Annotated in this window: 10 protein-coding genes; 2 read left to right on the top strand and 8 right to left on the bottom strand. The window is 45.7% G+C overall.

The window, feature by feature from the left end; translation table 11 throughout:
* Window positions 1-535: 535 nt before the first annotated feature.
* Together BMW94_RS12250 and BMW94_RS12245 are read right to left on the bottom strand one after the other, a co-directional pair.
* Window positions 536-2,818, bottom strand: coding sequence for a YhgE/Pip family protein (locus tag BMW94_RS12250; RefSeq protein ID WP_090998652.1), 2,283 nt, complete (start codon window positions 2,816-2,818; stop codon window positions 536-538).
* Between the two features lie 206 nt (window positions 2,819-3,024).
* Window positions 3,025-3,606 carry a TetR/AcrR family transcriptional regulator gene (locus tag BMW94_RS12245; RefSeq protein WP_090998650.1) on the bottom strand — a complete coding sequence of 194 codons (582 nt, stop codon included), beginning with the start codon at window positions 3,604-3,606 and terminating at the stop codon, window positions 3,025-3,027.
* Between the two features lie 357 nt (window positions 3,607-3,963).
* On the opposite strand from BMW94_RS12245, the gene BMW94_RS12240 reads away from it, so the two are divergent.
* Window positions 3,964-5,184, top strand: a complete 1,221-nt coding sequence (locus BMW94_RS12240) for an MGDG synthase family glycosyltransferase (protein ID WP_090998648.1) — start codon at window positions 3,964-3,966, stop codon at window positions 5,182-5,184.
* Between the two features lie 277 nt (window positions 5,185-5,461).
* On the opposite strand, the gene BMW94_RS12235 is transcribed toward BMW94_RS12240, so the two are convergent.
* Both BMW94_RS12235 and thpR read right to left on the bottom strand, forming a co-directional pair.
* Window positions 5,462-6,319 carry a cell wall hydrolase gene (locus tag BMW94_RS12235; protein WP_090998647.1) on the bottom strand — a complete coding sequence of 286 codons (858 nt, stop codon included), beginning with the start codon at window positions 6,317-6,319 and terminating at the stop codon, window positions 5,462-5,464.
* 130 nt (window positions 6,320-6,449) lie between these two features.
* On the bottom strand, window positions 6,450-7,052 hold the full coding sequence (gene thpR, locus BMW94_RS12230) for an RNA 2',3'-cyclic phosphodiesterase (RefSeq protein WP_090998645.1): 603 nt from the start codon (window positions 7,050-7,052) through the stop codon (window positions 6,450-6,452).
* Window positions 7,053-7,241: 189 nt separating this feature from the next.
* Here thpR and BMW94_RS12220 point away from each other — a divergent pair, with 189 nt between their 5' ends.
* The gene (locus BMW94_RS12220) at window positions 7,242-8,198 is read left to right on the top strand and encodes a D-2-hydroxyacid dehydrogenase (RefSeq protein ID WP_090998641.1); all 957 of its coding nucleotides are present in this window, start codon (window positions 7,242-7,244) and stop codon (window positions 8,196-8,198) included.
* 136 nt (window positions 8,199-8,334) lie between these two features.
* On the opposite strand, the gene BMW94_RS12215 is transcribed toward BMW94_RS12220, so the two are convergent.
* From BMW94_RS12215 to dgt, 4 genes are all read right to left on the bottom strand, one after another.
* A complete protein-coding gene (locus BMW94_RS12215; RefSeq protein ID WP_090998639.1) occupies window positions 8,335-9,312 on the bottom strand; it encodes a TRM11 family SAM-dependent methyltransferase in 978 nt (325 codons plus the stop codon).
* Between the two features lie 41 nt (window positions 9,313-9,353).
* Window positions 9,354-11,066: a methyl-accepting chemotaxis protein gene (locus tag BMW94_RS12210; protein WP_175480666.1), complete on the bottom strand. Its 1,713-nt coding sequence runs from the start codon at window positions 11,064-11,066 to the stop codon at window positions 9,354-9,356.
* Between the two features lie 363 nt (window positions 11,067-11,429).
* Window positions 11,430-12,425 carry an MsnO8 family LLM class oxidoreductase gene (locus BMW94_RS12205; protein ID WP_254790217.1) on the bottom strand — a complete coding sequence of 332 codons (996 nt, stop codon included), beginning with the start codon at window positions 12,423-12,425 and terminating at the stop codon, window positions 11,430-11,432.
* Window positions 12,426-12,455: 30 nt separating this feature from the next.
* On the bottom strand, window positions 12,456-13,871 hold the full coding sequence (gene dgt / locus BMW94_RS12200; protein WP_090998633.1) for a deoxyguanosinetriphosphate triphosphohydrolase family protein: 1,416 nt from the start codon (window positions 13,869-13,871) through the stop codon (window positions 12,456-12,458).
* Between the last annotated feature and the right edge of the window lie 1,483 nt (window positions 13,872-15,354).

The raw sequence follows: 15,354 nt of genomic DNA, 5'->3' as shown, positions 1-15,354 counted from the left end.
TCAATCTTATAAGTGCTGCTATTGCGGCAGAGGCTATCCATGAGATGAGCTGATCCGAATCTACCGGCTAACAGCTTGGTATAACAACACGCAACCGCTGGCACGGCCGCTGATATGGAGCGACGTTTTTTGATATAGTTCTATTATTTTAACACCGACCTAACATCAGCGCAATTTAAACTTTTTAATACCTCTGATAAGAAATGTTTTGCAGTACAGCTTTAGTGTGTTGATGTTAAAATTCATCTCTATTTCGAATAATTATACACATTTTATGTTAGAGTACAACTAATTTTAATTGCTGACAAAAGAAAATCATTCCATATGTGGCCTGTGTTTAACCATAGTTGGGTCAATTTCTCATACGATGTTCCAGCGATTATCTTAATCCTTATACATTTGTATACAAAAAGAGTCTGCAACCCATTTTCGGGTCGCAGACTCTTTGCACTATTTGACTACTATATTGCATAATTTTGATACTTGAGTCCAAAGTTTATTTTCACTATTCTGTCCAGTTTCAGTTCAATTCGGCTTATGCCGTCACCACTTGACCGGATTCAGCCACTTCGGCTTCTTTTTTGCGACGTCTGCCGTTCCAAAGGAAGAAAGCCAAGGTCAGCAGCACAGATATACCTGCGTAGATTGACAGAATACCGACCTGATGCCACATCACATCGAAATTGCCACTGGATACAACCGCTTTGAAGCCCATAATGCTGTGCGTCATTGGCAGCCAAGGGCTAAATGACTGGAGCCATGACGGAATCAGCTCTACCGGGAAGGTTCCCGCACTTGCTGCAAGCTGGAAGACCAATAACAGGATGACAACATAACGACCTGGCAAGTCAAGCCAAGTTACGAGGGCCTGAACAATAAACATAAAGGTCAGTCCCGTAAAGATCGTGAACAGATAGAACAGCGGTACGCTGTGTGTTTCTAATCCAAGACCGTACAGCATGAAGCTTGCCACGATTACGGATTGGATAATACTCACAAAGCCGAATACGAGTGTCCGGCTGACAAAACGATTCCAACCCGTTGCGCCAGGTACGGAAGTTTCACGCATTTTCAAAACAATCGTTGAAATCAGTGATCCAACAAACAAACCGATGGACAGGAAGAACGGCGTCAACCCTGTACCGTAATTGCTCACGTTCTCAGTTGTGTTCTCGGATGTATTCACAGGTTCAGCGAACATATTCACCACATCGTCCGTTTTCTTGACTTCTGATGTTTTCTGAGCCGCATCATTCAGCTTGGTAGCCAGTTCGCTTGAGCCGTCTTTCAGCTCTGTTAAACCGTCTGCCAGCTTGCCTGCACCGTCACCGAGTTGTTTGGAGCCGTCCGTGAGTGAACTCACGCCACCGCTCAGTTTACCTACACCCGTTTGCAGGGCTGACGTTCCCGAGCCCAGCTGCTTGGCTCCATCTGCCAGCAAGGTACCGCCACTTGCAGCTTCGCCCAGCTTGCCGCTAAACTGCTTCAGACCATCGGAGAGCTTCGCTCCGCCTTGGCTAAGCTGTCCAGCGCCTGCCAGCAATTGCTGCTGACCATCCACCAACTGGTTCGCACCCGTCAAAAGCTGCTCTTGGCCTCCATGCAGCTCGGACGCACCTGCTGCCAGTTGCTGATTGCCCTGGTGTAATTGATCTGCACCCTGCGCAAGCTTTTGTTCGCTCTCATGCAGTTGTTTACTGCCTTCGGCAACTGCTGCACTGGCTGCCAGCAGCTTCTGTACGTCCTCACTGGCTTCCAGCTCAGGGTTGGATGCAGCAAGCTGCTTCAACCCGTCAGCAACGCCCTGAGCACCGTCAGCAACCTTGCTGCTGCCGTCTACTGCCGATTGCAGGCCAGTGGATAAGGTGCTGCTGCCTTGCACAGCGCTTTGCAGACCCTCGGAAAGCTTCGCACTGCCCTGCTCAGACGATTTCAGACCCGCTTGCAGCTTGCCTGCTCCGTCGACAGAAGACTTCAGTCCGGTTTCCAGCTTGGCACTGCCGTCCTTCAGCTGGTCTGCTCCGCTCTGAAGCTGGCTTGTTGCCGCCACTTGAAGCTGCTGCAAACCGGATACCAGATTCGATGTTCCACTTTCAAGTTTGGTTGCACCCGTGTGCAATGCATTGACACCATCACTTAGTGGAGACAAGCCATCCTGAAGTTCCAATGATCCGGATGCCAGCTTCGCCAGATTGTCCTTAAGCTTCACAGCTCCATCATCCAGCTTGCCTGCGCCCGTATTCAATTCTCCTGCGCCATCGCCAGCTTCAGCCAATCCGTCCGATACTTCGGAAAACTTGTCGAGCAGTGTTTCCGCATAGGATTCCGTTACTTTGGCCGAAACCTTAGCTTTCAGATCCTTGATAGCCGTCTTGCCAATCTGCGCACCCACGAAGCTGTAATTGCCATTCGGTTCGTAGATCAGATCAGCCGGCTCTGGCTTATCATCAAGCAACGTCGTTGCCTGGGATGAAAAGTTTTCCGGGATTGTGATTTGCATATAATACTTGTCGTTTTCCATGCCTTCTTTGGCTTGGCTGGCACTGACAAAGTCCCATTTAAAATCTGCATTCTTCTTCAGCTCATCAACGAGGTCACTACCGACATGCAATGATTTGCCTTCTAGCTCTGCACCTTTATCCAGGTTAACAACCGCAACCGGCATTTCGTCGACATGACCATACGGGTCCCAATAGGCAGCCAAATAGATACCACTATATAGAATCGGAATAAACAAAATTGCAATAACGGGGATCAACACCTTCGGGTTTCTCACGGCCGATCCCACATCCTTGAAAAACACGGATAAAGATTTCATGTCATTTTCTCCCCTTGTTCTCTCTGCTTTCCAAGCAGAATAACCATAATGAAATTAATTTGATGCATTCCGGAAATTTACCGAAACACGAAGTGACTACTTTCCTCAAACGGTCACTTTAGAGCAAAAAAACAAACCTGTCTCTCGACAAGCCTCACTGCCTGCAATCTTATGACTAACCCATATTATAGTAGAATAAATTCGGGCTACGTTGCAGCAGCAATTCCTTCCATTAAGAAAAGGCGAAAGTAATTCTTGATTTCCTCTTTGCTCAGCGGCTTGTGCTGCTTGCTCCAATCTGAGGTAAGGGCAATATACAAACGAATCATCATAAAAGCTACTACCTGTGGATCACAATCCCGAATCTCTCCGTTGTCTCTTGCCTTCTCAAGCTCCCGTGCCAGAAAATCGGAGATGACTTTCTCCACTTTCTCCAAACCTTCCTTGGCCTGAAGAGTTCCAAAATCCTTAAGCTCCTGGGACAATTTAACCAGCAAATCGTGATCACGGCGAAACTCCAGCAATGAATCAAGCACACGAAACAGATTATCAAAAAAAGCACTTTCCTGATGAACTTCACGATGAGCAATATTTTTCATTTCCTGGATTACTTCCACCAAAATCTGATCAAACAATTGTTCCTTATTTGTAAAGAACGTGTAGATCGTTCCCTTGCCAACATTCGCAATCTTCGCTACCTGATCCATCGTGGTTGCCTTGTATCCAAACATGGCAAAAGACTGCGCGGCTGCATGAATGACCTGCTGTCTCCTGTCAATCGGAGCCATCATATCCCTCCTCGTTGTCGTTGATCGTCCTCTTTAAATGACCAAAAATACAATTCGGTCATTCGGTCAAAACCAAGATTACCACTCTCATCATCAGATTGCAACCCTAACAATAAAAATTTGTGTTAATTTTTTTTAACCGAAATGCAGTGGAAACTGCTTCTATCGTCGTCTATAGTGTATGATGACTCCAATAACACGGATAAAGACGAATTTTTGATGTATCAGAACATTAACTATAGTGTAAATATGTAACGAATGAACATGATTTTCCGCTTCGCTGTATATTCATGTAGTAATGCAACGTGCGGTATGAATGTGAATGTTAAATTTAAATTGATGAATAAAGGTGAACTCATGCGAAAACCAAGAGTGCTCTTGTTATCCGAAGGTTTCGGCACCGGTCACACCCAGGCCGCCCATGCGCTCGCAAGCGGCATTAAGAAAGTCAGTCCACATGTGCATAGTCGGGTCATTGAGCTCGGCAAATTTTTAAATCCAACCATGGCTCCACTTATCCTGTCCGCATACCGCAAGACACTAACCGTCCAGCCAAAGCTGGTCAGTCTGCTGTATCGGACGCAATACAACAAATCCCTAAACGGATTTACCAAACTGGCCTTGCACCGGATTTTCTATACACAGACGGCTCAAGTCGTCTCCCAGTTAAAACCCGATGCCGTGATCTGTACCCATCCATTTCCGAATGCGGTCATCTCACGACTGAAACGTCAGGGACTTAATATTCCCCTATATACACTCGTTACAGACTACGACGTACATGCAACGTGGATCAATCCCGAGGTCAACAAATATTTGGTATCCACGCCACAGGTAAAGGCTCTGCTTGAAATTAGGGGTGTTGAGCCTTCTCGTATCCAAATCACAGGAATTCCTGTCCATCCTGACTTCTGGGAAGCAGGAGACAAGGTGAGCCTCAGACAGGAAATGGGGCTCCAGAACATGCCTACTGCTCTGCTGATGGGTGGCGGATGGGGACTTTCCTTTGATGAAGAGCATATGAAGGCCCTCACGTCATGGGCGGATCGGGTACAGCTGCTGTTCTGTCTGGGAAGCAATGAGAAAATGATTGCCAAGTTGAAGGAAATTTCCTGCTTTCAGCATCCGAATATACGAATTCTAGGGTATACCCGAGAGGTCAGCAAACTGATGGACGTATCCGATGTGCTCATTACGAAACCAGGTGGCATGACTTGTACGGAAGCACTGGCTAAAGGCCTGCCGATGTTATTCGTACCTCCATTGCCGGGGCAGGAAGAAGAGAACTGTGAATATTTTGTACAAGCCGGATACGGACAGGTCATTCACTCTGCTGACGTTATTGCGGATCGCTTCAGACATTTGTGTGAGCAGGTCTACGCACCAAATCAAGCTGAAAGCCAGCTGAAATCAGTTCACCAGCCAGGTAGCAGAAACACCTATGATCCAACATGTTGTGCCCAGGCTGTCCATGATTTATTGTTCCCGGCTACAGCCGAAGTCACATCCGCGCCCAAGGAGCGCTTCACAGCCGGAATTGGGGCAACTTCGCTGTCAGGTACCCGAATCCCATTCTAGCAGCTCTATGACCCCTCCTAGTCGTTCTACGAGGGCGTTTCATCTAATAAGGACATGCATAAAGAAGGTTCCCCTCCAATGATCCGGAAGGGAACCTTCTTTTATTTCGTTCATATCTCCGTATGATTTGCTGCAAAAAAGGGTAATTTAAATAACAAACTCTCATCACCAAATAAATTAAAAACGAGGAAATAAAACTCCATCCCAGGGATTTTCAAGGTCTATGTAGCGAATACATAGTTAACTACCCTGCCTGTTTGCAGAATTTACAGGTCAATTACTTGTAAAAAGTATGATGCCCGATCGTTTTTACTTTTTTCTGGGAGCGAGCCACTGTCAGATCATCCGCAAGCGTCAATGACAAGAAATAATACGTATCATCGGCAACTTCCTTTTTCCCATTCAACGCTGCATTAACTGCCTTGATACTGTCCTCATTGGGAGTAACACGTTTCAAGCGCCCGTTCGCTACAGGACTGAATTGAGATTTCTGGTAGATTACTTTGTAAATAGTATCGGGAAAATTGGCTGACCGCAGCCGGTTTAAGACAACATTGGCAACTGCCACTTTGCCTTCGTACGGTTCACCTTCCGCCTCTGCCATGACGATTTTTTGCAGCAGAAGCAGCTCTTTATCGGACACACTGTAAGACCAGGTTGCAAGTTTCGAGTCATCCTGGTTCAGGAGTTTGGTCCGCGTAAAGTAAAGTTTTTGGGGGGGAGTCGTAATTGCAGCTACCGCTTTGGCACGCTCTACTTTGGCCAATTTGAGAGCAGCCTCTTTCTTCGCTTTGGCCGCTGCTGCAGCTCGGGCCGCATGTTTAGCCTTGGCTTCTTTCTGCTCCTGCTCTTCCTGAGCAGCCGTCAGCCAGTTCTTGGCCGGAAGCGAATTGGTCCAGTTATCAGTCTGGATAGACGTATCAGTAGACAGACTTGTCCCGTCTTCCATCATTCGCCTGTCTCCGCTAAAAGAATTTTTGCTATTTTCCGCAGAAGCCGCAAGTTCGGTCATCTGTTTGCTATCACTTTCCTCATTCCACTTTCCAGTCGCCTGAACGACATTAGCCCCCACTATACATACAAGCAGCACAGATAACATCGGTGCTACCCAACGATTCTTGCTTATAATATCCATTCGAAGATTCCTCCTGTCGAAACAATTCCCTAATCTAAGTAACCACAAAAAAAGAATTTGAATAACGATGGCTAATATTACATAGGGAATAACGTAATGTCAATGTGATTTTATGCCATATCAATGAGTTTCAGGAAAAAGAAAACGTATCCACGACCTCATACATCGGCGCCTGACCTGGCTGTGTCACATAAAGCACAAAATCTTGCACCATCCAAGAATGAACACCTAAAAATGGTCCTGGAAGCACTCCAAATATTCCTTTATCCTCATTTCCTGGGTCCCGACCCAGAAATTTACGCGCAATCGTAATATGAGGAGAATACGGTCTTAATTCAGCCGCGAATCCAAGGGAGGAAGTTGCGTCCACGATCCGTTTTTGAAGAAGATGAAGTTGATCGGCATCTCCTTCAACACCTTTCCACAGCACCTTTGGCGCCTCTTCCAAACCGAACGTTCCCCATCCGGATAATTGCAGTTCAAAAGGCTGAAATCCCAACGCTGCCGAGCGCAGTGCTTTCCGAAGTTGTCCAATGTCACTAACAAGGGTATCTCCCAGAAATTGCAATGTAATATGATAATCCCGGTAGTCCGTCCATTTGCGAAAATCAAGCTTCCCTTGCACCTGCTCCGCAGACATCCGAATTAAATTCTGAATATGTGTTGGCACACGAAGTGCAGTAAATAATCGTTCCCGTCGGGATGGAAGATCCGTATATGAAAAGTTATTCATGGTATACACCTCTTCAAAAGTTGGTTTTATTATTTCACAGTCGTCTCCATAGTTTCAAGCTGGTTAAATATAGAGTGACACAATTTTTGGGATTTGCACATGAGGCTGTATTCCTGCCTTTTACGCATATCACCTTCTTTTCTGCTACACTAATACCACAACTTATTTCAATTCAGGAGGCCACTAACTATGGGTAAAATTGTATGTTTTCCATCCTTGTCGACAAAGCAGCAGCAACGCATTCTGGATGTAGCACCAGGTTATACACTTACGGTTGGCAAAGCCAAAGAGATTGACGCATCGGAGTTAAAAGAAGCCGAAATCATCGTAGGCTGGTCTCCTCTGGTAATCGAGCATGCACTGAAAGAAAACAGTCCTCTGAAATGGGTTCAGGTCTGGTCCGCAGGCGTGGACAACCTTCCATTCTCAGATTTGGAACAAAAAAGTATATTGGTAACCAGTGCTAATGGCGTACACGCCATTCCCATTACCGAAATTATTCTGGGTATGATGTTGTCCCACAGTCGCTGGCTCAGACAAGCGATGCTGCATCAGCAGCAGGCGGAGTGGAAATCCCCAGGCAAACCACTTCCTGAACTGCATGGCAAAACTGCGGTTATCATCGGCGTCGGAGAGATTGGATCAGAAACCGCACGTATTCTCAAGGCACTGGGCATGAAGGTCATTGGGGTTCGACGCTCCGGAAAAGACGTTCCAAATGTAGACCAAATGTACAATATGTCCGGACTTCATGAAGCACTTGAGCAAGGCGATTACGTTATCAATATTTTGCCACTCACCGATGAAACCCATCATATCTTTAATCAGACTGCATTTGAGCATTTCAAATCCGGTTCCTGTTTCGTCAACGTGGGACGTGGTCCAAGCGTGAGTACGGAAGCTCTGCTGGGTGCACTGGACAGTGGACAGGTTGCCTTTGCTGCACTTGACGTATTCGAGGAGGAACCGCTGCCCGCCAATCATCCACTGTGGGGTAAAGAGAACGTCCTGATTACGCCGCATATTGCAGGCAGTACAGAGCAATACACCGAACGGGCACTTGATATTTTTGTTCAAAATTTGGAAGCATATATTGCCGGAAAAACTCTCCCGCTCAATCTGGTGAATTATAGTCATAAATACTAAAAATGCTTCCAGTTCCTATGTGCAATTGTACAAATCCATGTAAGGTAGTTTCCCTACGAAAATCAAAAACCTCCATATCGGAAAATGGATTTTTTCCGGTATGGAGGTTTTTTCTGTTATTTTCAGTTCAGTCGTTCTAAGTGCATAGCCAAATGTGACGTATAAACGTGCCTTTGCTCACCGTTCGATACTGATCGATGTTCCATCCGGCATCCAGAATGTGACCCTCCACCCATTCGGTGGAAACGATAACTGCCCGTCCTGCAAGTCTATTCAAACTGGTCAACATGGCAAGTTGTTCCTCATCCGGAAGAACAGAGCAGAGATTATAGGGCATGTCCAGAATGGCTGCATCGTAGAAATCTTCCAGATCATTCATATCCCCGAGGGTAATTCTGGCTGGATCATAACCATAATGAGGAAGATTAATGCGGGCGCCCTGGACCGCTAAAGGGTTCAAATCATTCCCTTTGGCCTCAATCCCCATCGACAACGCCTCAATGACAACGGTTCCCATTCCGCAGCACGGATCGAGCAACCGATGTCCCTCCACTTGCGGAATCGCAATATTGACCAACGCTCTGGCTAACGTAACACCAAGACCTGTAGAGTAATTTTGCGGCTTCTGATGATGGGATTGCCACGAGCGATCGGCTTCTGTCCATTGACCGAAGAGCCATTTTCCATTCACATGCATTAGTCCAAAAGTCACGTCAGGCTGCTTCATCATAGCTTTGCCTTTAATGCACATGCCCAGCTCTTTTTCCAGCAGACGGGAATGTGCATAATCCGGCATGTCATCGCCCTCTTTCAAGCAAACAACCTTGAACGTTTCACCGGATGACAGATCGATTCGTGAAGCGACAGGCTTCAGATCTGCCACTGTATCCGCTTCGGCCATCACATCCAGTCTGCCCCGGACAAACGGACTTCTACCTGGTGGAATGCAAATATTGGAGCGAACATAGGCGTGATCGCCTGAATCCATATCTGTGCCAGGGACAAGCATCGTTCCCAATTCCAGTTCACATAGGGCACGTTCATTCTCATGGCAAGCAAAGGTATATACATAACTTCCGACAACTGAATCGTTGCTGTTTGTAGAGCTCAACATGGTAGCCGTCCTTCATGTTTCTTCTATTATAAGAAGAGGTTTTATATTTTTAATTTTTCAATGGAAGAAAGCAAATCTTCGGACAGGTCTTTCAAGGTTTGAATATTGCCGCTAATCGTTTCCATTGAACTCACCTGTTCCTCTGCCGACGCTGACACTTCCTCTACACTAGCCGCCGATTCCTCTGACACTGCCGAAATTTGTTGACTGAAATCATTCATGCGTCCGCTCGCTTCCTGCATGCCTTCCAGTCCATCCGTCATTGTACCAATGACCTGGACCATACCCTCTACCGACTCACTAATGGTACGGAACAGATTGCCGGAATTACATACTTGCTGCTGCCCACGCTCTGTTTCCAGTACACCTGTTCGCAATTCCTCAACAACACCCTGAGAATCCTTCTGGATGTCCTCCGTGATGACGGTAATCTCTTCTACAGAGGTCCGAACGGCTTCGGACAACTTCCGCACTTCTGCTGCAACAACTGCAAATCCGCGTCCACTCTCTCCTGCACGGGCAGCTTCGATGGAAGCATTTAATGCGAGCAGGTTGGTCTGGCGCGCAATGTCATGAATGACTTGAACCAACTGCGATATATTTTCGTTTTTGCGGTCCAGCTGTTCCATCTTGTTCATGGAAGACGAAACTGCACCAGCAATCTGCTGCATCTGGTTCACAGATTGCTCCATGGACTCACGACCAGTCAGTCCTTGTTTCAAAATGAGGTCTGACATCAGCCGAAGCTGGTTCCCCTGTTCGGAATGTTGCTGAATATGTGCGTTCAATCCCTCGACGGTGCGGGCGGATTCAACAGCCGTTTCCGCCTGACTCTCTGCCGCTTTTGCCGACTCTTCCATCGTTATGGCAATTTGGCGACTGCCGATCTTAACCTCTTCAGAGGAAATGGCCAATTCGCTGCTTTGGCGGTTGACGGCTTCAGCGATGCGTCTGACATTCAATACCATAGAGGTCAGATTACCTTTCATGTCATTCACGGCTTTGGCAAGTACACCAACTTCGTCTTCATGTTTGGTATGTATGTCCTGGACATTCAATTGACCTTCCGCAATCAGTTTCACGGCACTAATCACCCGAAGCAGAGGTTTAACGACTTGTGAACGAATGATGGGAATGCTCACGGCTGTAATCACAATCATAATCAGGACACCCACAAAAATGATCATCCTGCCATCTTGTACGGATCGAATGGTCTGCGCGGCAGAGATATTGGACTGCTCCTGATTGTATTGCACCAGATAATCGAGATGAACTTGCATGGAATCAAAGGAAGCTGCCCCTTTTTCAGCTACTTCCTTGGCCAACTGTTCCTGGCCTTCATCACTCAGCTTGATGGATTGCGTGTTAATCTTGAGGTACGCTTCCCACTTCATCTTCAGTGCGTCCCAATGTTCCTGTTCTTCCGTAGATTTGTCCTGTTGATCATATATTTTAATGGCTTGAGCTGTTTCGCGAATGTATTTGGTGCGCTCTTCAGCCAGGTTCGCTTTCTCACTTGCTTGGGCATCATAATGGCGATAACTCAATGACAGAATATGTTCTGTTGTATAGTTCAATCGGTTAATCTGCTGGAGTGACGGTATCCAATTATTGGTGATATCATTCGTGTTATTTTCCATTGAATTCATTCGTGTAATAATCGTGACGCTCAGAAGAATTAAACAGAGGATTAATAAATAGAACGCGATGCTGATACGCAGACCGATACTCTTGATCCTGAATCTGCTAAACATGTGATTTCCCCCTTGTGCCCATCTTCGGCCACTTCCGTATTTTAGGTGCTTTTGTCGTTGTTTTACCCATCTTTTGGCATCTTGCAAAATACTCTTTTCTATATTATATCTATAGGAAAAGAGACGTAAAGTATTATAACATTCTTTTGTTTTAGACATGCTGTATTTTGTAAAATCTTGTGATTATTTCACACTATCTGTAGAACAGAATCGAATGATGTAAAATGATGACCAAAATGAAGCAAAAAAGAGCTGCAGCATACGGCAAATATCCGATCTGCAGCTCTTACAATTCGACTCCATTCAGATTGCAGGTATGGAACCAGCCAATCTTTGTATCATAGCGGGCTAACAGCCGCCCCCTTATGCGTTCACCAGCAACTTGTAAGATGCCAACCTTCGCTCGTAATCTGGTCCAGTTGTCACCACAAGCAGTTGATCCGTATTCAACCTTTGGCACACCTGCTCCAACTGATCCCAGACCTGTGCCGGTGTACCGGCATAATGCCGTTGAACTTCATTCTCATTGGCATAGGTCCCTTCGTTGGTGCTGTTACTTGTGTTGATGTTGTCAGCCTGCGTAGAAATTTCTTTCCCAACCACTCTGCGTTTCTCTGTCATTTCTCGGCTCCAGGACAACGCTTCTTCCTGCATCTCTGCACACAGCACACTGACAGCAGCCATAACCTCCGGCTCTTTCCTATTGGCGCTGGGGATAAAGCCCTCCCGATAACGCCGTACAGCCTCCGTACCATCCGCATCACTCATGAATTGTCCAAATACATACCCCATACCGAAGCGAGCGGCAAACTCAGCACTCTTCACGTTGGTACCCAACATCCATAAGGATAATGGAAGTTGCGGAATCGGGCGGGCCGTCACCGGATGTTCCTCATAGGCATAACGGTCTTCCAGAAGTTCAGTCAGTGCAGCGAGCGATTCAGGCAACTTGGACACATGTTGCAAGTAATTGCCACTCAAGGCCATCGTTGCATGGGGACCGCCCCCAGGAGCACGTCCCAAGCCTAACTCAACACGTCCCGGGTAGAGCGCCGCCAGCAGTCGGAACGACTCCGCTACCTTAAGCGGGCTATAGTGAGGTAACAGTACGGCACCGGAGCCAAGCTGGATCGTATTCGTTCGCGCGCCAATATGGGCAAGCAACACTTCCGGTGATGCTGATGCAAGTTCGTTCATGTCATGGTGCTCCGACGTCCAGTACCTTGAATAGCCCCATGCTTCAGCATGCTGCGCAAGTGTAACGGATTGTTGCAGCGCCTGTTCTGCTGTGGCGCCGTTCAACCTTGGAACAAGGTCAAGTACGCCCAGATTGTATTTTCCACTGATGTTCGCACCCAAGCGTCTCATCTCCCTTCGTCTCGCTTATCTCTAATCCAGATCGTAGATGGAACCAACCTTGAGACCGTATAGTTCATTGTATATTTTCTCGGCAAAAGCATCCGTCATCCCGGCGATATAATCGATCACCATATGCTCCCAAGTCCAGATCGGATTTGCCTTCGCCTGATCCTTCTCATAGCGCTGCAGCCAATCGGACGGAATAATGGATTTGGACGTTTCCGGGTCAAGAAAAGCATCCCATAGACGTTTAATAATCCATTCACTGCGTTTTTGCAACCTCTGCACACGCAGGTCACGAATCATGGTCACCCAGGCAAAGCTCTTGAGCACACTTACCGTACGCAGCATATCGAGGTCCTCGGCGCCTTCACGGACAAACGTCACCTTTTTCCAGTCTCCGTTATCAATAACCCCCAGGCTAGCAACAAAAAGGCTGACCCAGTAAGCCTTGACCTCACGGCGGGTTCGTGAGTAATCATGCTCGCAGAACGGCATCTTTTCATTCCAGATACGCAGGAACGAAGCGAGGACTTCTTCGACTTTTTTCCCAATCGCTTCCCTTGTCCATCCGTTCCAGAACAGATCCTCCAGTGTCGTAATCTTATCCACAATCAGTCGATTGATATGCGGATCTTGCAGAAAATGCTCGTGTACTTCGATTTTACCAGCCTTAATGCCGTCTTCCAGATCATGTGCAGAATACGCAATATCGTCGCAGAGGTCCATTAGCTGTGCTTCAAGCGTCTTTTTGCCAGCAGGAATGTCCCAACGATTGCGAATCTCGTGGATATACTGCCATTCATGATGATACATGCCTTTCTTGCTCTCCGTGCCAGGATACGGGTACTTGTTGATGCCAAGCAGCACCGCATCCGACAGGTTCAGCCCATCGATATCTTCCCGTTTTTCCAAATACATAATGAGACGGAAGTTATGCGCGTTGCCTTCAAAGTGCTCATACTTCCGCTTGAGCTCTGCACGAATTTCCGATTCCGGTTGAGGTGATTTGGCCCCGCGATTTTTCTTCATGATTTTCTTGGCCTCTGTGTTAATGAGATCATCGAGGATGCCATCCAGCACTTCTTCCCCTTTATGCCCAAAAGGCGGGTGGCCGAAGTCATGCGCAATCGCAGCACACTCCACCACTTCCGAATCAATAATCAGTCCAGGGCTGTCCGCCTGATTCAACTCCACCTCCGGGTAGCGACGCAGTAAGCTTCTTGCCGCTTCTCGTGCAATCTGCGCCACCTCCAGGGAGTGGGTCAATCGTGTGCGATAATAATCGCCCGTTCCTGCACCAAACACCTGCGATTTGCCTTGCAGCCGACGAAAAGTCGGTGAATGTATCAGTCTGGAATAGTCGCGCTCATAGGCTGCACGAGCCCCATCCAGTTTCGTTAGTTCAGGATATTGTCTATGTTCTCTCAGATCGTTCCATTGCATGTTGATCACTCCTAGCCGACTGTCTCTATTTTGAGTGATTATACACATATTCTGCAGTTTCGAAAAGCAAAACCTGTCTGCGATTGTCATCTCTTCTCACATCAACTTGTGATGCACAGTCGTCTTCTCTTATTATACCCTGCCAGACTATCATCCGTGCACCTAAATGATAATGATATAAAATGACATTATAATTCACTCAAATTTTGAGGTGTTTTTTGTCCATAGGAGTAACCACGCCTTTAAGGTTTAAGTTAACATTCTAGGTGCGAAAATTGAGTTAATAAGTACAACGTATTCCATTGATTAAATTCTCTAAAAAAAAAGTTCGGTAAAGTATTCCTCAAAGAATGAGAAATTTACTTTACCGAACCTTTAATTCTAATGCCTGACATACTCACATTACTTTTGATGATTGAAATTTTCCGAGATTCAAGTTATGAAGAATGGTGGATTTTTTTTCTCTCGCTAGCTGATTGTAACTTATTCCCAAAAACAACCATGTAGTCAAGTAGGAAAATTCAGGGACGGATAACATTAAGGATACATAAATTATTAGCAAAGAAATTTTAAGACCATCATTAAAATAGTTTCTCTTTAGTTTAAAGATTGGATACAAGAAAAATATAGTAAAAAAAATAAATCCAAGAATACCGCTATTAACCAATAACGTAGAGAAAAAATCGGTTGAGCGAACATATCCAAATCCAATCCCGAACAACTTATTGAAAAATGGCATATGAGAAAAATATTCTAGATGTTTGAACATAGAAGAGGATCTTTGAATTCCAGAGTGGGAATCAATCTTATTAAATAGTAAGAACTCAAGAACAGATGCAACCCTTTTATAATTTAGGATAACTAAAATTGTGGAGAAATATATGAGTATTTGACAATACCGATCTCTTAAATGATAACGCAAAACTCTATACATGAAATAAATTAATATTCCTAAAAATGCGGTTGAAGAGGTAGATAAAATTAATGCTATTAGCATGGGAATGTGGAATAAAGGTTTGCGTAAATGTATTGCGAATATCCAGAGAGGTAATACAGTTAGCGCGAAAGCACTTGGCTCTCCTGTTAGACTCTTCATTCTGAGTGTATTTATTCCAAAAGCATCAGTCCTCTGACTCATGCTCCCCAATCTGGGATCACCGTTAATATCTAAAGCAAATACTCTGTTACTTAAAAAGTCTCCAGTTGTTCCAAATAGTAAATAATAAATCCATTCGTAAAACCCATAAATAAGAAATATAGAAGTACCTATGAATATGTACTTATTCCACTCTTTCTTGTAAAAATACTTAGTGTAAAAGCAAATTATTGAAGCAGCAATAAGATACATGGATTGAGTAAACAGGCTAGATCTAAAAAAAACATGCCCATTTTCGTTAACTAATATAACATTGTGCACAAAATTGTAATCATATCCATCATTCATTTTGAATAAAACAGTTAATTGTGCTATACCGTTAAATAG

Origin of the sequence: Paenibacillus sp. OK003 (assembly GCF_900109515.1) — a bacterium.
GTDB classification, from domain to species: Bacteria; Bacillota; Bacilli; order Paenibacillales; family Paenibacillaceae; genus Paenibacillus; species Paenibacillus marchantiae.
The sequence above is the reverse complement of the archived record's forward strand: the minus strand, read 5'-3'. Positions and strand labels throughout refer to the sequence as shown.